This window comes from Parabacteroides chinchillae, from assembly GCF_900108035.1.
GTDB lineage: Bacteria > Bacteroidota > Bacteroidia > Bacteroidales > Tannerellaceae > Parabacteroides > Parabacteroides chinchillae.
Genome location: NZ_FNVS01000009.1, coordinates 15,494 through 35,838, shown reverse-complemented (window position 1 = coordinate 35,838; position 20,345 = coordinate 15,494). Strand labels below are relative to the sequence as shown.

Genomic DNA, 20,345 nt, shown 5'->3' with positions numbered 1-20,345 from the left:
TTCATAAGCGAGTGTGCATTAATTTGCATTTATCTTTAAGTTGCTATATCCGTTGCCGTCGAAATAAATGGTGCGGTTGCCACCGTTATTTATTTCAGAGCGGTAAGTTCTTTTATCTTCTTTCTCCGAAGAGGTGATGTTAAATCCTTTAATGCTGTAGTTCCCATATTTCATATTGTCGGCGCTTACTTTGAAGGCTGCTTTGGCAGGGATATTCAGATTCAGATTGCCGTATCTGGCGTTGACATTTACTTCCCTGAAGTTGGGCGACAATTCTTTTACCGTAAGTGAGCCGTAGCTCAATTCGTCTACAATAAGCTGGCTGGTTATAGCTTGGATGGTTCCTTCACTATATTTCATTTCCAGTGAAACACTTTCGATAGTTCCGGCCTTAAGGTTGCCGTATTTCTTTTCCAGAGATAGTTTTTTTACATCCTGCAGAGTAAGATTGGAATATTTGCTGTCTATGTTCAGCTCTTTGGCATTACCGATACTGACGTTGCCTGCATAGCCAACTTCAAGTTCTGCATTGTTCACATTGCCGATGGTCACATTACTATATTTGGCTTCCACTGTGAGTCCGGCTTTGAAATTTCCGGCAGACAGGTTGCCGTATTTAACATGCAGATCGCATTTGCCATCGTTGCTGGCTGGCAAGTCAATGTTTCCGTACTTCTGCGTCAAATCCATGGCTAAACCATTTGGAATGTTGATATAGTAGTGGATATTGAGGCTGTGGTTTTCACCGTTTCCCCAGTTCCAGTTGCCTGAACTCTTAGCCAGGCTGGTGATGGCAGATACTGTATTGCCGGACTTTTGCAGATCGATATTTACACGGTCCAGTTCTGCCTGGGCTCTGCTTTCATTGCTTGATTTCGATTCTATTACGATACGGAAGGCTACTTCTTTCTTACCCCAGTATGCGATAGTGATGTTTCCATAGCGATTGTCTACTTGCAGAAGATCATTCATGCTTACGTTGAAAGATTTGTTTATCTCTTTTCGTTTTGTATATCCCTGATCTTTTGCTAAAGCCGGAAGACTGCATAGTAGCATTAACATGGCTACCAGGCATAGTGAATAGTTTTTTGTTTGTACTGAATACTTCATTTTATTTAAGTTTTTAATTGTTATCTACTTGCTACCCGCTACCTGCTCCATCTGCTTGAGCATAATGGAGAGTCCTTCCAGACTGCTGTTGTAATGTTGTGTCATAGCATACAGTCCGTTATTGCTGCAGGGTAGAGTTGGCAGTATGGTTTGTTCGAACATGTAATTGTCTCGAAGCACTTGCTTTGTTGCTTGTAATAATTCTGACGTACCAGGTGTTTTGTCTTCTTTGTAGATTTCTTCCATACGTGCCATTACATCATTCATTTGCATGTTGTAGTAGATACGGAGTTCTTCTATTTCCTGTTTCTGGCAGTGTTGTGCAGTCTGTTGTTTGACAGGGTTGGGAATCGTGCTTCCACCGGGTATCCGAAGGATAAATAGCAAGGCAAAACAAGCAGCAGCAATAAAAGCACCGATCATGTATAGTTGCTTTCTTTTGAAACGTCTACCGGAGGAAGTTATTAGTTTCCGTTCGAAACGTTCAAAGTGTCCTTGGGGAAGCATGTCGTCGTTGAATGCTTCCTTATTGGCATCAATGAAATCTTTTAGTTTATCCATATTAATTAGCTCCTATAATATCTAAAAGTTTACGCTTGGCACGCAGGTATTGGCTGCGTACGCTCGGCGGTTGAATGTTCAGGATAGAGGCAATCTCTTCCATATCATATCCCTCAAAGAGGTAAAGAGAGAGGATTACGCGATAGCCGGCGGCTAGTTTTTTCATGCCTTCTTTTACCTGAAGGACGGTATAGTGGATTTGTTCTTCCACTTCTTTGTCATCGTCCGGTTGCTCGGCCATATTGTCCGGCAATTGTTCCCAATCGGGTTTTTGCCGACGTACGTAATCAATGGCAGTATGGATAGCTATTCTGTGTATCCAGGCTTCGAAACACTGACTATCGTGATACTGGTCGAGGCGGGAAAATATCTTTAGGAATGTATCCTGCATTGCTTCTTCCGCTTCTTCCTGGTTGCCGGTGATTCGTACGCAGGTTATGTATAGCCTTTGTGCAAATTGCTTGTAAAGGGCGAGTTGTGAGGCTCGTTTCCCTTGCCGGCAACCTTCTATCAGATGTGCAGTAATTTCTTCCATTTGTTTATATAAACGAAGGCCGTATTTGTAACGTTGCATCAACGATACAAAATTATACAAAAAAAGAGAGGCATCATCCCGATGTCTCTCCTCCTGAACTAAATGATAAAAATAAAAGTTATGTGGGAAGGTTTATTCCAAGTTATCCATATCTCCTGTCATATTAATACTTTTGCTATTGTCAGAAGATTCTTGTTTATCGGAATTATATTCTAATGTATATTCTTTTTCTCCTTCAAATGTTTTTACGCGTAATGTTAATGTTACGGTTTTTCCATTCGTATCAGGCAAGCTTTCCATCCGGAAGCAAACAAGGCCTTCTGTGGATGTAACAGCCGGATCGAAATAGGCATTGTGACGGAATTCCAGCAAATAAGGATTTTTTTCATCCGGTTGTATTACGTTCACAAAGTGCTTTTTTGAACCGCCATAATTCATACGGAACAGGATATTCAGGAAATTGTCGGAAATCCAGATGTCTTGTTTTGGATTTTTGATGGAAACAGGGTCTGTACCATAGACAGAATCGTTTTCGTCCCCCAGATTTTTTGCTATATCTTTTGTAAGAATGTCGGATATCCCGTTAATTTTGATAGAGTGGGAATAGTTTCCGATTGAATCACCTAAAATTGTGTAATTTACCCACGCTCTCTGTCGTTCTTTTGCTTCGTAATGAATATAGATAGGGGCTGCCGGCCATAAAGTAGAACCATCGTCTGTCCGTAAATAAAAAGAATTGTCGTTAATGGGCACTACGGTGGCGGGTTCTATCCAGAATTTATCCAGTGAGTAACCGTCATCATCCAGACAGGAATGAAATGTAAGTGAAGTTAAAAAAACTCCTGCAATAAATAAAATTGATTTCAACGTCTTCATACCTTTAGTATCATTACAATGTTATTTCTTCGTTTGTATAAGGGAAGATGAATAACTGTAATAAAATGCTGCATAAGGCGTTAATAAAAGATGTTAATGCAGAAGTGAGTGATAAATTAGTCGTGCTGTCCTCTCGGATGCTCCGGGTTTTCCGAGTATCCGGATTACTTCATCATAACCATCCAGCATCTTTTGGCGATACTCTTTATTTTGTAAAATCCGTCCTAATTCTTCCTGGATTTGCTGCCGGGAAAAACGTGCTCCGAATAATTCTTGTACCACTTCCCGCCCGGCTATCAGATTTACTAATGAAATATATTTTGTATGGAAAAAATGGCGGAAGATGAAACTTGCCAATTTACCGGCCGGCGTATAATAGCAAACAACTTGCGGTATGCGAAAAAGCGATGTTTCCAGTGTTGCTGTTCCTGATGTTACCAAAGCGGCTTTGCTATGTTGCAGAAGCGGATAAGTTTTTCCGAAAATGATTTTTACCGGATGATTGCCCGTATATTTGTTATAAAAATCAGGGCTGATACCAGGAGCTCCTGCTATTATCGGTTGATAATCGGGGTAGGAAGCAGCTACATTTAACATAGTGGGGAGATTGTCTTTTATTTCTTGCCGCCTGCTGCCGGCAAGTAAAGCTAGGATTGGTTTATCGTTCAGGTTTTCTTCTGTATAAAAAATATCACGGGAAACAGCCTTTTGTTCCATATATAGGGCTACTGAGTCGACAGACGGATTGCCTACATAATCTACTGTATAATTGAGCTTATGATAGAATTCAGTTTCGAAAGGTAGTATGCAGAACATCTTATCTACATACTTTCTGAAATCTTTAATGCGATATTGTTTCCAAGCCCAGATTTTAGGAGATATATAATAGTAAACAGGTAAGTGTAGCACTGTTTTTACAAATTTGGCAATCTTCAGGTTGAAACCCGGATAATCGATCAATATTACCACATCCGGCTGATAGCGGCTGATATCTTCTTCACATGTCTGCATGTTTTTTAATATTGTACGCAGGTTGAGCAATACAGGGATGAATCCCATAAATGCCATTTCGCGATAATGCTTTACCAGAGTACCTCCAACGGCTTGCATAAGATCCCCTCCCAGAAAGCGGAAATCCGCTTCCTTATCTTGTTCTTTCAGTGCAGCCATCAGGTTGGAAGCATGCAGGTCCCCGGAAGCTTCACCGGCTATCAGATAATATTTCATATAAAGAAAAGAATATTATAATTTCCAATTATTGAGGGTAGATATGAAGTCATAATCTGTAACATCTATCTTACATGGTACGAGAGATGCATAGCCGCTGTTCAGCGCTAACATATCATTGTCCGGATGAATGGGTTGATTGCTTTTAAATTCTCCGGTAAGCCAATATACAGGATTACCGCTTGCATCTTCCGAGCGTTTGAATTCTTTAATCCATCTACCGTCAGCCTGGCGACATACTTTTAATCCTAAAACATGTGAAGTCTTTGGAACATTCAGGTTGAGATATATACCATGTGGAAGTCCTTCTTTCAACACGCGCCGGGCAAGCATACGTGCCAGACGGCAACTTTCCGAAAAATCGGCGTCGGCAGCATGGTCTAATAATGAAACGCCTATTGACGGTACATCGAAAATACATCCTTCGGCAGCAGCTCCCATCGTTCCCGAATAGTTTACACAAATGGCCATGTTGCCTCCGTGATTGATGCCGGAAACAAGCAAGTCCGGTTTTCTGTCCAGGATTTCGTTAATGGATAGTTTGATGCAGTCAACAGGGGTACCCGAGCAACTATAGATTGTCAAACCTTCTTCTTCTTTTAGCAATGTATATTTAATAGGAACGAGTGAAGTAATAGCACTTGCCATACCAGAGCGTGGACCGTCCGGTGCAAACACAATAATGTCTCCCAGGTCGCGGAGACAAACAATCAGTTCATTAATGCCTTTTGCCAATACGCCATCATCATTTGTAATTAAGATAAGCGGTCTTTCTTTTGTCATATTTATTGTTTTATTTTATATTTACTGCAGGGTCATGCAAAGATAATGCTTACTAAGCAAAATCCCCCTACTCCTGTAAAACAAAAAAACGGACTCATAGTTATGACTTTTTAAAATCATAACTATGAGTCAAAAAAATTATAGTTATATTTATTGGGAATGCTTTTATGACGCATGGTAAGTCATTATTTTATCATCCTCTTGGAAGCCCCATTCTTCTATGGCGACCGGGGATCTGGACATCTTGCATTGAGCCGCCTCCTTTAAAGATACTGAAACGATAAATAAAGTGTACCATGAAATAACTACTTAAAGTGTTATATTCCGTATCCTGGATATAGTTGGCCGTAACCGAGCGCGAAATGTTGCTGCGTTGCTGCAGAATATCATATATTTTGAAACGAAGGGTTGCCTGTTTGTTTTTCAGGAAGGTTTTTGATGCCGAAGCATTCCATAGCACTTCTTTTTGCTGATAACCGTCGGCATATCCTGAATTGGTAGACCAGTTTATATCACTTTCTATTTTAAAATCGAGTGGCAGGTAAACAATCGTATTACCTCCTACACCATAGTTGAAGGTGTTTTGATCCTTTTGTCCTTGTAATGAGTTTGTTGTTCCGTTGTAGCGGATATTACCATTTACTCCCAGATCAAGATAAGCCGAACGGAAGTCTATACCGCCGCGTTCGGAAAGAATCAGGTTTTTGTTCGTGTTTTTTTCTTCGTTGATAAATCCGTTACTGTTGGCAAATGATCCCATTGTCATCGAGTTGATAGAAAAACGTTTATTTCGGAGCGGAGTATTTATCATGGCGCGGATATTTGCGCTGTAATTACCGTTTACGTTTTCGTAAGTCGTAACTTTTTTACCACTGTTCCCTTCGTATGTAGAATAAGTGACAATATCATTTACGATATAACTGGCATTTGCCATTATCATGAAAGCACGTTGCTTTTCCGGTACAAATTTTTGAAAACGAACCGACAGATTATTTGTATAACGAGGATTCAGATCCGGATTACCTATGATTGTGTTCAAAGGATTACTAATGTCTGCTACAGGCTGTAACTGGGTCATGCTGGGCTGGCTTGTCCGTCCGCTATACGTGATGCGTAAGTTTGTACGTTTGTCAAACATATAGTTAAACTGGGCCATGGGAGATAAGTTTACAATACTGCGTGACAGATTGGAAAAAGTACTGTCTCCTACAAAATTTTCGCTACTGGAATAAGACGGATCTAAGTTTAAACCGAGCGTATAATTGTATTTTTCGCGTTGTGATTTGAAGCTCAGGCTTGCTCTTTGATTGATGAAGTTATTACGGTAACTTTTGCTGTAAGCGGTGTCGAGTACTGTGTATTCATTGTTCTCGTCAATGGTGTATGAGTTTTTCAGAGATTCTTGCTTACGCTGGCTGATGCTATAAGTTAATTGGATAAAATTGTTGTGTCCTATAGGTTCTACCCATGATAAGTAGGCACGGTAGTTGAAGCCTTTGTTGTCGTACCGGAATTTCTGGTCGATGATTTCATCTTTTAGACCGGGTTCCAGCTGATAATATTGAGTAGAAGATTGATTCATTCCTTGGTTATAGGAGTCGCTAAGCCCTCCAGATACAGAGGCACTAAACACGCGGCCTTTATTGTTCAATTTGCGGCTGAACTCCAATCGGGCACTCAAATTATGCCCTTCACCATCGGAAAAATAGTTGGAATTTCCCACATTCACGGTATCCATATCTCCGGATAAAGTATGAAAATTTCCACTTTCCCAGTTATGGCTGTTACTATAGCTGAAGTCGGGAGTAAATATGATTCTGGTAAGAGTATCCGGCTGCCATTCCATGCGGAAATTTATGCCGAAATTATCATTTTTTGTATTACTCCGGTTCTGTTCGTCATAATAAGAGCTACTATCGTTAGGCAGATAATTTTGTTGGGAACTTTTGCTGCTGGCTTCATTGTCGGAATGGGAATACCGGGCATTGCCTCCTAATGTCATCTTTTTATTAAATTCTTTACTGAAATTTAATCCGGCATTGCCCGAAGAAGTAATACCATTTCCTGCTCCGCCACGACCAAATCCCCGTCTGCCTCCACCTCCCATGTCTGCAAACATGGTGGAAGCAAGATCTGAAAACCCCATGTTGTTTGTATTATTTATTCCTCCCATGAAAGTAATCTGATCATTGTTGATGAAACGGTTTACCATAGCATTGCCTTCGTATCGGTCTTTACTGCCGTAACCGGCAAACGCGTTACCAAACCAGCCCTGTTTCATGCCAGGTTTTACAGTCAGGTTGATAACAGTCTCCTCTTCTCCGTCATCAAATCCGGTCATTATGGCCATATCGCTTTTCTTATCCAGAACTTGTACCTTATCTATCATTTTGCTGGGTAAATTTTTAGATGCGACTTTTGGGTCGTCGGAAAAGAACTCTTTCCCATCTACCATCACTTTCTTCACTTCTTTACCATTGACGGTTATTTTTCCGTTGCTATCTATTTCAACACCAGGCATCTTTTTTAGCAAGTCTTCAAGTACAGAACCTTCGGTTACTTTATAAGAATCTGCATTGTATTCCATGGTATCGTTGCGGACAACAACTTCCGGGGCTTTGCCTATGACAACTGCTTCGCCTAATTGAATACTTCCATCGCTTAGTGCCAGTTTCCCTACATTAACCGGATTTGTTTTCCCCGTAATACGCAGTGGTTGATATAAAGGATCATAACCAACAAAGGTAATGTGTAATAAATAGTTTCCGGTTTTGATATTTTTCAAGGTAAAACTACCATTATTTCCGCTGACCGTACCACGAACCAATGCACTGTCTTTTACACTTAGCAAACGGATGGTTGCTTGTTCTACAGGTTCATTCGTGCTTTCTTCCACTACGACCCCATTAACATTTACTCCCGAATTCTGTGCTGAAAGAGACAGTGAGAGGAGTATCAATACTATCAAAATGAGGTATTTTCCCGATTTTATCATAAACTTGTATCTTTTAGTTCTAAATAAGTCTGAGAAAAATAGACAGTCTTTGTTTATATTAGTTTAATGTTTAATTGTTCTATTTGATATAATTAACAATAAGTCGTATATTGCCGTCAATTACGGGAGACTCGTTTTATGCAAAGTGAATTGATGTTGTTAGCCGAATTAAGAAGAGGAAATAAGGAGGCATTCTCTATTTTATTTACTTCTTATTATAAAGATTTGGTCCGGTTTGGAGGAGTTTTTCTTTCGAACAAGATGGTTTGTGAAGATATCGTTCAGTCTGTATTTCTTAATTTATGGAATGATCGTGCAAGCCTGGAAATAACCACATCACTAAAATCTTATTTATTGACTTCCGTTCGCAATAGATGTATGAATGAGATTCAACACCGGAACATAGTGCATGAACATGCTTCTGATATGATGTCTAATCCGGTGCTGGATGAAATTAATACGGAAAATTATGTGTTGTTTTCCGATCTGCAAACTCATTTCCTTTTGGCATTACAACAAGTTCCTGAAGCGTTTCGGTTACCTTTTGAAATGAACCGTATGCAGGGAATGAAGTATAAAGATATTGCTATACGGCTGAATGTATCGGAGAGGACTGTAGAGGTGCGAATAAGTAAGGCGCTGGAAATGTTACGTACTTTATTGAAGGACTTTTTGCTTTGTCTTGTATGCTTATTGAGGTTACTCTGAATTTTAATTATAAATAACGTTGTTTTAATGTGGATGCTACTCTCTGAATTGTCTTATTTATAGTAAAACAGAATATGGAACAATCAGAAAAACAAATAGAAGAATTGGTCATTGCTTATCTTTCCGGCGTGGCTACTCCGGAGGAGATAACTATGCTAGCTGCATGGGTAAAGAAAAATCCTGAAAATAAACGGCATTATGAACAATTACAAAACTTATGGCAGTTATCAAATCCGCAGTTTTTAGTGACTGATGATGATTTGGAAAAGGCTCATGCTAAAGTAATGGGTAAACTGTCATTACAGCCATGGTATCTAACTTTATATAAATACTGGCAGCAAGTTGCAGCAGTTTTGCTATTGCCTTTACTGATTCTTTCCGCTTATTTTTATTTTAGAAATGATGCGGGCAAGAATTATGTTGCTTATCAAAAAATAACTGTGCCGTTTGGAACCTATTCGCAAATAAATTTACCGGACGGGTCAGTGGCATGGTTGAATGCGGGTAGTACGTTAAAATTTCCGACAGTTTTCAAAAAGGGGGAGAGAAGTGTGTTTTTATCGGGCGAAGCTTTTTTTGAAGTGGAATCGGATAAAGAAAACCCTTTTATTGTAGCAACCGATCTGTTAAAAGTGAAAGCTACCGGAACGGCTTTTAATGTCGAGGCCTATAAAAAAGAACCTGTTGCTGTGACTATGGTAAGAGGTAAAGTACATGTACAGTTGAATAACGAAGCAGATAAAGTCAGTTTGAAACCAGGAGAGCGGTTGCTGTATGGAGACGTAAATAAATCCTTTGAAATAACGGAAACAGACCCTTATAAATGGTACGCATGGAAAGATGGCAACCTTATCTTCAGGGATGACTCTCTTTCTTATATTTTAAAGAAAATCGGTCAGATTTATAATGTAGATATTACGATCCGTGACCCTGAAATAGGAATGCAGCCCTATAGAGTAACATTTGAGAAGGAATCGTTGCCTGTTATCCTTGAATTGATGAAGCTTACGGCTCCGATTGATTATAAAGTGTATGAACCGAGAAAATCTTCGGATAATCGTTATAATAAAACACATATTGAATTTTATAGTGTAAAAAGAAAACCATAACATTTATCATTTAATTTTTAAATCGTATGAATATGAAAAAACTGATTGTCGGAGCAGCCTTTTTGTTGGTTGCCTCTTTTCTTTCATTTATGTTTGCCGGGGAACCGGTTCGGGTTATTGTGTTTGGTGCCCATCCGGATGATTGTGATATTTATGCAGGAGGTACGGCGGCTTTATTTTCAAAAATGGGGCATAAGGTGAAATTTGTTTCTCTAACTAACGGAGATAAAGGGCATCACCAAATGCAACCGGAGGCATTGGCTGCTCGTAGAAAACAGGAGATGCAAGAAGCAGCCCGTAGTTTGGGCATTGTTTATGAGAATCTGGACAACCATGATGGAGAATTAATGCCGACATTAGAAAACAGGAAAGCGGTTATTCGCATGATCTGTGATTGGAAGGCTGATATTGTGATAACACATCGTCCTAATGATTATCACCCGGATCACCGTTATACCTCGACAATTGTACAGGATGCTGCTTATATGATTTCTGTACCTTTAATGGTTCCGGGAGGCGAACCTTTGTTAAAAGCTCCGGTCTTTTTATATATGCATGATAATTTTCAGAAACCGGCTCCGTTTTCACCGGATATCGTGATTGACATAACTCCTGTGATTGAACAGAAGTTGGATGCAATTTGTGCCCACGAATCGCAGGTATATGAATGGTTGCCTTGGAACGGAGGGTATGAAGAAGATGTACCTGCGGATGTAGCAGGCAGGAGAAAACTTGTAGCTGATCATTTGTTGAGAAGGAAAATGTCTGATAAATACCGTGAACCGGCTCTTAAATGGTACTCTCCGAAGCAGGTGAAAAATATCTCTTATTTTGAAGCTTTCGAGATTTGTGAATATGGAAATGAGCCTGATAAGGAAGAAGTCCTGCAACTATTTCCTATGTTACCCAGATAGTATTAATATAAGTTAATCAAGCCTTTTCTAATGTGGAAGAATTTTTGTACGCTGTCTTATTTATAGAGATCAGAGAATATAAATTTTAACCTTAAAAACGAATGGATATGGAAAAACTGAACAGCGGATAAATTTAAATTTCAGTTGATTCTAAATATAAAAGGGAAGGTCTGGTACACCTCCCCTTTAGATCATTTAGTTTCAAAAATGTGCATAATAAACCTTATTTTCTAACTAAACATACAAAAATATGAAATCTTGTTCGATTAAGGAAATCACAGGGCATTTTTTTGCCTCGAAAACATTTCTGGTTATGAGAATATGTCTAATACTATTGATTTGTTGCGTAATGCAATCTGTGGCATCAACCTCTTACTCCCAAGTAACAACACTGACAATGAAGCTGAATGATGTTTCTATCGAGGAAGTGTTGGATCAGATAGAATCTCAAACAGAATTCCGTTTTTTATACAATAAAAAGGTGGTAGATGTAACGCGCAAAGTAGATATTTCCGTTAAGAAAGAGAATGTAACCGAAATATTGAATACTTTATTTAAAAATGGAAATATTTCATACGTAATTAGCGATCGCTATATTGTTCTGAAAGATAAAGTTGAAACAAAAGATGTCCAACAGAAAAAAAAGATAACCGGTAATGTCTCTGATAAAAGCGGAGAGCCTGTTATTGGGGCGAATGTGGTAGTAAAAGGTACGGCCAATGGTGTAATAACAGACATTGACGGTAATTTCTCGATAGAAGTACCAAATAGTAATGCGATTCTGCAAGTATCCTATATAGGATATAAACCACAAGAGGTACCAATTAATGGAAAAAATAGGATAGATGTTGTGCTAGCTTCCTCTATAGAAGAATTGAACGAAGTGGTAGTCACGGCTATGGGCATCAAACGTGAGAAAAAGGCATTAGGGTACGCTATGCAGGAGATAAAGACGGATAATTTGATTGAAAATCGTTCGGAGAGTGTGTCTAATATGCTGCAAGGTAAAGTGGCAGGAGTGCAGATTTCACAATCAGGCACAGGAATGGGAGGATCGACGCGTGTAATCATGCGTGGTTTAAGTTCGCTAAGTGGAAATAACCAGCCTCTATGGGTGGTAGACGGGATTCCGATTAGTGATAATATGCAAGGGGAGGCGACCGAATGGGGAAATCCGGATTATTCCGGTGGAGCGTCCGAAATTAATCCGGAAGATATTGAGAGTATTTCGGTATTGAAAGGAGCCAATGCTGCTGCGTTGTATGGTAGCCGTGCCCAAAACGGAGCAATTCTTGTGGTGACTAAAAAAGGAAAAATAGATCAGCCTTTAACTATAGAATATAATGGAAATGTAAGTTTTAGTACCCCTTATGAATCTTATAAACTGCAGAATATATACGGTCAGGGTAGTAACGGGCAATATTCGATAGATGCAAAGGGAAGTTGGGGACCGGAAATGGATGGTAGTATGACAGTCCCGAACTGGAGAAACAGTATTTACGGAGATGATCGTTATCAGCCATATGCTATGACTCCGCAAAATAGTCAGATGATGGATTTTTATCGTACTGGAGTGAATTATAATAATAGTGTCTCTTTGGCTGCCGGAGGCAAATCTTTATCGGGACGTATGGCATATTCGGATTCCAGAAATAATGGTGTCACGCCTTCTCATAATTTAACTCGCCAGTATATTGATGCCAACCTTAATTTTTCGAACCAATGGTTGCAGGTTGGGATGAAAGCTAATTATATCCGGCAGAAAGGACGGAATCGTCCGGATCAGGGAGAGTATGGTATTGCCAACCAGTTTATAAAAATGCCAAGAAGTATCCGTACTGTCGATTTGGAAAATCCGGAAGGCTTGGATGGAAATCCTGTAAATTGGAGCGGAGCCAGTAATGAATACATTAATCCGTATGCTTATTATTATAAAGGGAATGGTAATAAAGATGTCATGAACCGCTTTATCGGCCAGATAAATGCTTCTATAATTTTCACCGACTGGTTGCGCCTGAACGGTAAGGTTGGTTTGGACTGGTATGATACCGACCGGAGAATAATGATGCCGTTTTCATATAATTCGGGCAGCAATCAATATACGATTTATACAAATACATTTCAGGAAATAAACTCGGATGTTATGCTTAACTTTAATAAAACATTCGGTGATTTTTCTCTTATGGCAAATTTGGGTGCAGCTTTCCGTGCGGAAACGAGTAAAGTACTGAATGCGCGTTCCGGACGTTTTACCGTTCCTGGCTTAGTTGCTATATCTAACGGCGGGAATAAAACGGTGGAAGAAGGCTTCAGCAAAAAAGAGGTTCATTCTGTTTTAGGCAATGTGCAGTTCGGATATAAAAGTATGGTTTATTTGGATTTAACCGGGCGTAATGACTGGTCTTCTACTTTACCATCCGATAACTGGTCTTATTTCTATCCTTCTGTTAGTTTAAGTGGGATAATATCGGAGATGGTTAAATTGCCGGAACAGATTTCTTTCCTGAAGATTCGTGGTTCATGGGCAAAAGTGGGTAATGATACAAGTCCATATCGTCTGTATCCGGTGTATGGAGTATACACAATTATTACACCCGTATTGGGTTCATCTGCCCCGAACGGATTTCCGTTGGCTACATTGAAACCGGAATCAACCAACTCTTATGAAACTGGTTTAGACTTACGTATGTTTAGTGGAAGAATAGGTTTGGATTTTACGTATTATAATTCAAAAACTACCAATCAGATATTGGGAATATCGGTGGCTCAGTCTTCCGGTTATACTACGAAGTTAATCAATGCCGGAGAAATGGCCAGCCATGGTGTCGAGTTGATGCTTAACTTTATACCTGTTCAAACCAAAGATTGGCAATGGGATGTAAATTTGAATTGGGGTACGAATATGTCTCGTTGTATAAAATTGGATCCTACGGTGAAACGTTGGGATATGGGAGGTGTACGCATTGGTAACGTTGTTGTCCGGGAAGGTGAAAAATTTGGCGACATTATAGGAAAAGCTTATGTTCGTGATGAGGTTGGCAACATGAAAATTAATGCTGATGGCTTGCCAATTTTTGAAAGCGATAAGGTAATTGGCAATATGATGCCAGACTGGACAGGGTCTGTATCTACTACTCTTCGTTGGAAAGATGTGATATTTAATATGTTGATTGACATAAAACATGGTGGTGATGTTGTGTCTGTAACAGATGCATATGCCTGTAAATTGGGTAATTCGGAACGGACGTTAGCACATCGTGATGGAGGGTTGGTTGTGAAGGGTGTCAGTGTGGATACCGGCCAGCCTAATACTGTAGCTATTACTTCTCAGCAATTTTATGAAACAGTGGGAGGCCCGGACGGTGTTGCCGAAGAATTTTTATATGACGGTTCGTATGTAAAAATGCGTGAAATGTCTGTCGGTTGGAATTTACCTAAAGCATGGATCGATAAAACTCCATTGAAAAGTGTAAAATTTTCACTCGTTGGGCGCGATTTGTTTTTTATAAAGAAAAATACGCCGTCAAATCCGGAAGGAGCCTTTTCACGTAGCGATTATGCACAGGCATTTGAAATTTCATCTATGCCGCCGACAAGAAGTTTTGGCTTCAATTTGAATGTTAAATTTTAAATCGAATTGAGTTATGAAAAATAAAATAAAAAATATATTTACCATAGGTTTGTTTGCCTGCTTGTTGTCTGGCTGTACAGATTCATTTGTGGAATTAAATAAAAACCCGTTGGCATCTTCATCACTTAATCCTGAATTGGTATTTCCTTTTGTTACATGGAAAGTTACGAATATAGCTTGGGATAATTATCAGTTGGGCGATCAATTAGGGGTTGCTTTATATGCTCAATACATTGCAAATACATCAACGGGTTATAGTGTGGACCGTTATGTGTATGAAGACGCTTACCCTACAGGAGGTTTGTGGGGGCCTCACTATACGGGAGTTATGAAAAATATAAAAATGGTAGGTAGCCAGATAACCGAAAACCCGCATTCAGTCCAGACTTATCAACTAATGCGTATCATATTGGCTTATTCTTCGGCTAAGATGACTGATATATACGGAGACATGCCCTATTCGGAAGCTGGAATAAATATCGAACAACCAAAGTATGATAGTCAAAAGGATATTTATAATGATGTTTTTAAAGAACTGCGTGAAGCTGTTGAAGTTTTGCAAAGCGGATTGAAAGGCCAGAATGCATTAGGCAATTCCGACTTTATTTATAATGGAGATGTCTCTAAATGGATAAAGTTTGCCAATTCAATTCGTCTCCGGTGTGCGATACGTCTTTCTTTTATAGATCCTGAAAAAGCACGCCAGGAAGGTGAGGCGGCTTTGGCTGCCGGAGTTATGTCTTCAATAGATGATGGTGCAACCTGTATGACAAATAAAGATGATTGGAATAGCTTGGGGTATCCGTTAATTACGATCAGTCATTGGGGTGAGTTTAGGGTGAGTGCTACATTGGTCGATATTCTGGAAAATACGGGGACGGTGGTTGATCCCCGTGAAACACTTTATATAGGAAAAACGAAATTGTTTGTAACAGAAGGAAAAGGAGCCGCTTACAAAGGCGTTCCAAACGGATTGCCGGCAGATCAGTTGGCTATGCCTGGCTACACATTGGATGAAAATTCGAATGTACATGGAATGATGTTTTTCCCTAACTGGAATACAGCAGGAGTAGATCCTACAAGTGTCTGGATTACCAAACGCTATCCGGTAATGCGCTATTCGGAAGTCTGTTTCTTGAAAGCTGAAGCTGCTCTTCGCGGGTGGAATGGAGCCGGAAATGCCAAAGGTAATTATGAAGAAGGTATCCGGACTTCTTTCGCAGAATCAAGAGATGGTATAGATACCAAGCTTTTGGATCTGACAAAAGATGAGACGTATATAACGACGGGAAACGTAGCCTGGGATGTTTCCGGTGATTTTGAGTCGAACCTGAAAAAGATTATAACTCAAAAATGGATAGCGCTATATCCGGTTGGTGCCGAAGCTTGGGCTGAGTTTCGCCGGACAGGGTACCCTGATTTGAAACCGATTGTCAGATGTGATGATTCGAATATCAAACCCGGAGAATTTATTAAAAAAATATATTACCCCGATGAAGAACGGCGTATTAATAAGGCTCATGCTACCGATAAAAACCTGAATAACGGCAAAGGTGACGGAGGCCATGTTCGTGTTTGGTGGGATACAGGTAGATGTAAATAAAGTAGTACGTTAAATACAATCTGATATAATATGAAAAATTTGATTCCTGTCTTAGCAACATGTATGTGTATGATGAGTGCTTGTTTGCCTTCGGGTAAGAAAGAAACAATGAAAGTACCAGTTAATAATGCGTTGACTCAAGACGTTTTTGTCCCAGAAGACCATGGATATAAGTTAGTTTGGGAAGACAACTTTGATGGAACAGAATTGGATACGACCAAATGGAAATGTCGTCAAACCGGTCCTCGGCGTATTGGATATAACGATCCGTCTATGGTAAAGGTAGAGAACGGTAATCTATTACTTATGTACGACATTAAGAAAGATAGCGTTCTGGCGAGTATGGTTGGAACAGGTGAAACTTATATGACGACTTATGGTTATTTTGAATGTCGTGCCAAACTACAAAAAGGTGATGGACCTTGGGCTGCCTTTTGGTTCCAGTCTCCACAGATATCAAATGGAGAAGATCCGGGTAAGTTTGGTACCGAAATAGATATTTTCGAGTACTTCAAAGGGTTAGGTGCTGATACGTTGACACATTGCTTGCATTGGGCTTATGGACCTAATCAGAAATCGAGTGGTCAGATGACCAGTTACCTGGAAGGACTTTCCGAAGGGTTCCACACGTTTGCTTTGGAATGGACGGATCAGAAATATTCGTTTTTTATAGATGGATTGAAATATCATGAGCAGACTGTCGGTATTTCTAATATTGACGAATATATGATTCTGAGTATGGAGATTCCTGCAACTTTGGAAGGTATAAAGAATGCTTGTGCTCCTGATACGTTTATAGTAGACTATGTAAAGGTTTATAAGAGGTAAGATTGTATGAGGTGCAAATATTTGCCTGGGTTATTTTTACTTTGTGTACTTTGGGCTGGGAATTTATTTTCCCAGCCTTTGGTAAAAGGCTATAAACAAACGGATATTTCGGATATGGTCTTGATTTATCAGGGAGGGGCACATCGTATGGATTGGACAGCCGATCAATTTTTGCCTTATGTTGTCCACCAGAATGCGGATGGCAATAAAAACTGGTTATTCGATGGCTTTTTATTTCTTGAATTTAAGGATGGTAAAGGCCGTTGTTATGCTTCCCGTTATGAGAAACTGCCGGCCCGGAAGCAAGAATGGATTTGGTTGATGGATCGTGTTTTTGAGAAAGGTAAATCGTTGTATGCATTGAACGAATGTATTCAATCGCAGATTGAAGAAATTGGAGCCCCTTCTTTTCGCCATAAAGTTGTAATAGGATTACCGGAACCAATTCCTGATCAGAAAGATTGGGGAACATTAGATGGACAGTCTTTGGATTTTTCGAATGATGCCGATAAATTAAAAGCTTGTCGATGGTATATTGACGAATTGACCAAACGTTTTAAAGAAGCAGGATTTGCTAATTTGGATTTGGCTGGTTTCTATTGGGTATCGGAAGATATAGTTACAAGCAAAGCACTTACTGTTCCTATCGGAGATTATATACGTTCTAAAGATTTCTTGTTTTACTGGATTCCATATTGGAATGCGATGGGATATAGCGATTGGAAAGAATTAGGATTTGATGTGGCTTATGCACAACCGAACCATTTCTTTGAAGCCTCTATACCGGATCAACGGATTGACGAAACTTGCCGTTTGGCACGTACTCATAATCTGGGACTTGAAGTAGAGTTTGATGAACGTGTATTTGCTGGTCAGAAAGATTCCTTTTATGATCGTCTGGTTGCTTATTTGGATCGTTTTGAGAAAAATGGGGTTTATGACGATGCCGCTATTGCTTATTATGAAGGAGGAGGGGCCATATTGGGTTTTTCAAAATCCTCAAATCTCAAAGATAGGGCATTAATAGACAGGTTGGCTTCTTTAGTTTGTAAAAGAAGGCAAATCCATGAGGCTTCAGATCTTATTATCGGTTTGGATGATTCGATATGGAAAGTAACACAACAAACACCTTATATTGTTAGTACGAAAGGTTTGCTTGAAAAACAATATGGTTATATAGAGTTAAAAGCGAAGTTGCTTTCCGATAATCCCGATGTAAAAGTATCGGTGCGCCTCAAACCTGTAAAAAGATTGTATGGCTCGGGGGCACAAAGTGGAGAGATAACCCTGTTGGAGTATGATGGTAAGTATCCGGATTGTATAAAAGGTGGAATTTTTTCCAAAGAATTAAATTGGGAGACGGGTAATAAGAAAGGAGCTACACTTCCTGTTTTTAATTTGTCGGGAGATTACCATTCTTTTATTTGTGAATGGACGGCCGGAAATATAAAGCTATATGTTAATGATGTTTTGTTTTTTTCTATGGATGACGACTTTAACGGAGATACAGAATATTGGCCGTTCAATCAGCCTTTTTATCTGGAAATAGAAATACATTCCCAAGTGAAAGAATCTGTTTTGAAACTTAATAAAGTGTCATTTGATTAGTTATGGTAAAAACGGAAGACAGGCAGGACTTGTCATAAATACATAAAGAGAAGAAGATAGTCTTTTAGTTTGATCCGGAGTATTTTTAAAGATTGTGAAATTCGATACTCCACCGTTTTTATTGAAACGCCGAGAGTCTTTGCGACCTCGGCGTTTGTTTTTTCACCGAAACGACTTAACGTAAATGTCTCGCGATAACCTTCGGGTAGTTCATTAATTGCATTTTGGATGTTTTGGCTCAGTTCGTTTATGAAGTAATAATCCGGATTTTCAAATTGGTCTTTTAGTTTTTCGTAGAGTATGGAATGTATTCTTTCATGATAGATTTGTTTTTTTATAGCATTCAGACAACGATGTTTGGCGGAAGTAAACAAGTAGGATTTTAATGAATTTTCGATGACGAGTTTTTCTTTTGTTTCCCAAATAAATAACATAAGGTCTTGAATTAGTTCTTCTGAATCTTCATCAGGGATGTACTGTGAAGCAAATTCACATAAAGGTGAGTAGTACTTCACAAACAACTGTTTGAAAGCATCTTTATTTCCTATCCTCATTAATTCAAATAATGATGCGTCTTCCATACGTATTAGATATACTTTTCCCAGTAAGGCAAAGGTAATTTTTTAATTGTAAAAACAAATGAAACTACATAAAATCAAAAGGAAAAGAAAAAATATTGCCATATGTCTGAAAAAAGTTTCATACTCGTTTAGGGTATGATATGGAAAGTATTGTCTTATTAATAGAAGGCGGTTATATGGAAGAGAAAATTAAATATGATGAGTTAACGGAACCGGGTGGCGTAATTTTATTAAAATACGTCCGTGGGGAAGCTTCGGCAGAAGAGCGGAGACTGGTTGAAGACTGGTTGAAAGAGAATAATGAACATGAAAAAGAACTTCTCCAGATCGCTCGTATTTATTTTGCGCAGCGAACACAGAAGCGTTTGGCTGATCGTGATCCGTTAAAAGCATTTAATCAGATTCAGAGTAAATTGAAGAAACGTTCTTTCAATTTATATTTTCGCCGTATTGTTGCGGTTGCCGCTTGTTTTATTGGGGCATTTTTATTGTCTGTAACTTTAGTTGATATGAAGAACTTTAAAGCGTTACGTTTGATAAAGCCTCAGTCAGTTACGGTTCAAGCCAATGCCGGTATGCGTACAAATCTGGAATTGCCGGACGGTACGGTCGTGTGTTTAAATTCAGGTAGTTCGATTACTTATCCTTTGCCTTATGATAAGGATCAACGGAAAGTATCATTAGTAGGCGAAGCTTATTTTAAAGTAACGCATAATCCTGAATGTCCTTTTATCGTTGGCGTAATTGACGACAAAATGTCTGTAAAAGTATTAGGAACAGAATTTAATTTGCAGGCATATGCCGGAGAAAACAAGATATGTGCCACATTGGTAAACGGACGTATTGATCTTGAGATTAAAACAGCAAAAGGACAACTTAGCAGGGCACTTTTGCCTTCGGAGAGAGCCTCCTATGATTTATTATCTAATACTTTGAATGTAGAAACAGTAAATACTATGTATGATACAGGGTGGATGGAGGGAAAGTTAATGTTTAAGGACAGCCCTTTACCAGAAGTTCTAAAGAGATTGTCTTATTTCTATAATGTCGATTTTGAGGTTAAGGATGCGATTATTAAGAGCTATTGTTTTACTGGTACATTTGTCAACCGGCAATTACCTCAGATATTGGATTATTTGAAAATATCATCAAATATAGATTATAAGATAAATCATGTCTTGACGGATGACAGCGAGAAAATAACGAAAACCAAAGTTATCCTTTGGAATAAAAAATAATGATTGATGTCTAATAAAATCAGTTTGCCTATGGATAA

The 20,345-nt window shown here is 39.1% G+C and carries 16 protein-coding genes; 8 read left to right on the top strand and 8 right to left on the bottom strand.

Features of this window, described 5'->3' with window-relative positions:
• Positions 1–18: 18 nt before the first annotated feature.
• The 7 genes from C4S38_RS08565 to C4S38_RS08535 form a co-directional block, all read right to left on the bottom strand.
• Positions 19–1,110 carry a DUF4097 family beta strand repeat-containing protein gene (locus C4S38_RS08565; protein WP_103983391.1) on the bottom strand — a complete coding sequence of 364 codons (1,092 nt, stop codon included), beginning with the start codon at positions 1,108–1,110 and terminating at the stop codon, positions 19–21.
• Positions 1,111–1,134: 24 nt separating this feature from the next.
• Positions 1,135–1,671, bottom strand: a complete 537-nt coding sequence (locus C4S38_RS08560; RefSeq protein WP_103983390.1) for a hypothetical protein — start codon at positions 1,669–1,671, stop codon at positions 1,135–1,137.
• 1 nt (position 1,672) lies between these two features.
• A complete protein-coding gene (locus tag C4S38_RS08555; RefSeq protein WP_099464081.1) occupies positions 1,673–2,206 on the bottom strand; it encodes an RNA polymerase sigma factor in 534 nt (177 codons plus the stop codon).
• A 132-nt stretch (positions 2,207–2,338) separates the two neighbouring features.
• On the bottom strand, positions 2,339–3,082 hold the full coding sequence (locus C4S38_RS08550) for a NigD1/NigD2 family lipoprotein (RefSeq protein ID WP_103983389.1): 744 nt from the start codon (positions 3,080–3,082) through the stop codon (positions 2,339–2,341).
• A gap of 93 nt (positions 3,083–3,175) precedes the next feature.
• A complete protein-coding gene (lpxB, locus tag C4S38_RS08545) occupies positions 3,176–4,309 on the bottom strand; it encodes a lipid-A-disaccharide synthase (protein WP_103983388.1) in 1,134 nt (377 codons plus the stop codon).
• Positions 4,310–4,324: 15 nt separating this feature from the next.
• Positions 4,325–5,092 carry a 5'/3'-nucleotidase SurE gene (surE, locus tag C4S38_RS08540; RefSeq protein ID WP_103983387.1) on the bottom strand — a complete coding sequence of 256 codons (768 nt, stop codon included), beginning with the start codon at positions 5,090–5,092 and terminating at the stop codon, positions 4,325–4,327.
• 193 nt (positions 5,093–5,285) lie between these two features.
• Positions 5,286–8,084, bottom strand: coding sequence for an outer membrane beta-barrel protein (locus C4S38_RS08535; RefSeq protein ID WP_103983476.1), 2,799 nt, complete (start codon positions 8,082–8,084; stop codon positions 5,286–5,288).
• A gap of 141 nt (positions 8,085–8,225) precedes the next feature.
• On the opposite strand from C4S38_RS08535, the gene C4S38_RS08530 reads away from it, so the two are divergent.
• The 7 genes from C4S38_RS08530 to C4S38_RS08500 all read left to right on the top strand — a co-directional run bounded on the left by C4S38_RS08530 (position 8,226) and on the right by C4S38_RS08500 (position 18,488).
• A complete protein-coding gene (locus C4S38_RS08530) occupies positions 8,226–8,795 on the top strand; it encodes an RNA polymerase sigma-70 factor (RefSeq protein WP_103983386.1) in 570 nt (189 codons plus the stop codon).
• Between the two features lie 74 nt (positions 8,796–8,869).
• Positions 8,870–9,904: a FecR family protein gene (locus C4S38_RS08525; RefSeq protein WP_103983385.1), complete on the top strand. Its 1,035-nt coding sequence runs from the start codon at positions 8,870–8,872 to the stop codon at positions 9,902–9,904.
• Positions 9,905–9,936: 32 nt separating this feature from the next.
• On the top strand, positions 9,937–10,818 hold the full coding sequence (locus tag C4S38_RS08520; RefSeq protein ID WP_103983475.1) for a PIG-L deacetylase family protein: 882 nt from the start codon (positions 9,937–9,939) through the stop codon (positions 10,816–10,818).
• A gap of 313 nt (positions 10,819–11,131) precedes the next feature.
• Positions 11,132–14,449, top strand: a complete 3,318-nt coding sequence (locus tag C4S38_RS08515; RefSeq protein WP_234999328.1) for a SusC/RagA family TonB-linked outer membrane protein — start codon at positions 11,132–11,134, stop codon at positions 14,447–14,449.
• A 13-nt stretch (positions 14,450–14,462) separates the two neighbouring features.
• The gene (locus tag C4S38_RS08510) at positions 14,463–16,052 is read left to right on the top strand and encodes a SusD/RagB family nutrient-binding outer membrane lipoprotein (protein WP_103983383.1); all 1,590 of its coding nucleotides are present in this window, start codon (positions 14,463–14,465) and stop codon (positions 16,050–16,052) included.
• Positions 16,053–16,082: 30 nt separating this feature from the next.
• The gene (locus C4S38_RS08505; RefSeq protein WP_103983382.1) at positions 16,083–16,880 is read left to right on the top strand and encodes a glycoside hydrolase family 16 protein; all 798 of its coding nucleotides are present in this window, start codon (positions 16,083–16,085) and stop codon (positions 16,878–16,880) included.
• Positions 16,881–16,886: 6 nt separating this feature from the next.
• Complete coding sequence (locus C4S38_RS08500; RefSeq protein ID WP_103983381.1) at positions 16,887–18,488, top strand: DUF4855 domain-containing protein; 1,602 nt, start codon at positions 16,887–16,889, stop codon at positions 18,486–18,488.
• A gap of 32 nt (positions 18,489–18,520) precedes the next feature.
• Here C4S38_RS08500 and C4S38_RS08495 read toward each other — a convergent pair whose 3' ends face one another.
• Positions 18,521–19,069, bottom strand: coding sequence for an RNA polymerase sigma-70 factor (locus tag C4S38_RS08495; protein ID WP_103983380.1), 549 nt, complete (start codon positions 19,067–19,069; stop codon positions 18,521–18,523).
• 176 nt (positions 19,070–19,245) lie between these two features.
• Here C4S38_RS08495 and C4S38_RS08490 point away from each other — a divergent pair, with 176 nt between their 5' ends.
• Positions 19,246–20,307 carry a FecR family protein gene (locus C4S38_RS08490; protein ID WP_103983474.1) on the top strand — a complete coding sequence of 354 codons (1,062 nt, stop codon included), beginning with the start codon at positions 19,246–19,248 and terminating at the stop codon, positions 20,305–20,307.
• Positions 20,308–20,345: the final 38 nt, after the last annotated feature.

What these genes read in the sequence shown, in the direction of transcription:
- C4S38_RS08565 (WP_103983391.1), bottom strand. Translation starts at nt 1,110, where the DNA reads ATGAAGTATTCAGTACAAACAAAAAACTATTCACTATGCCTGGTAGCC.
- C4S38_RS08560 (WP_103983390.1), bottom strand. Translation starts at nt 1,671, where the DNA reads ATGGATAAACTAAAAGATTTCATTGATGCCAATAAGGAAGCATTCAAC.
- C4S38_RS08555 (WP_099464081.1), bottom strand. Translation starts at nt 2,206, where the DNA reads ATGGAAGAAATTACTGCACATCTGATAGAAGGTTGCCGGCAAGGGAAA.
- C4S38_RS08550 (WP_103983389.1), bottom strand. Translation starts at nt 3,082, where the DNA reads ATGAAGACGTTGAAATCAATTTTATTTATTGCAGGAGTTTTTTTAACT.
- lpxB (WP_103983388.1), bottom strand. Translation starts at nt 4,309, where the DNA reads ATGAAATATTATCTGATAGCCGGTGAAGCTTCCGGGGACCTGCATGCT.
- surE (WP_103983387.1), bottom strand. Translation starts at nt 5,092, where the DNA reads ATGACAAAAGAAAGACCGCTTATCTTAATTACAAATGATGATGGCGTA.
- C4S38_RS08530 (WP_103983386.1), top strand. Translation starts at nt 8,226, where the DNA reads ATGCAAAGTGAATTGATGTTGTTAGCCGAATTAAGAAGAGGAAATAAG.
- C4S38_RS08525 (WP_103983385.1), top strand. Translation starts at nt 8,870, where the DNA reads ATGGAACAATCAGAAAAACAAATAGAAGAATTGGTCATTGCTTATCTT.
- C4S38_RS08520 (WP_103983475.1), top strand. Translation starts at nt 9,937, where the DNA reads ATGAAAAAACTGATTGTCGGAGCAGCCTTTTTGTTGGTTGCCTCTTTT.
- C4S38_RS08515 (WP_234999328.1), top strand. Translation starts at nt 11,132, where the DNA reads ATGAGAATATGTCTAATACTATTGATTTGTTGCGTAATGCAATCTGTG.
- C4S38_RS08510 (WP_103983383.1), top strand. Translation starts at nt 14,463, where the DNA reads ATGAAAAATAAAATAAAAAATATATTTACCATAGGTTTGTTTGCCTGC.
- C4S38_RS08505 (WP_103983382.1), top strand. Translation starts at nt 16,083, where the DNA reads ATGAAAAATTTGATTCCTGTCTTAGCAACATGTATGTGTATGATGAGT.
- C4S38_RS08500 (WP_103983381.1), top strand. Translation starts at nt 16,887, where the DNA reads ATGAGGTGCAAATATTTGCCTGGGTTATTTTTACTTTGTGTACTTTGG.
- C4S38_RS08495 (WP_103983380.1), bottom strand. Translation starts at nt 19,069, where the DNA reads ATGGAAGACGCATCATTATTTGAATTAATGAGGATAGGAAATAAAGAT.
- C4S38_RS08490 (WP_103983474.1), top strand. Translation starts at nt 19,246, where the DNA reads ATGGAAGAGAAAATTAAATATGATGAGTTAACGGAACCGGGTGGCGTA.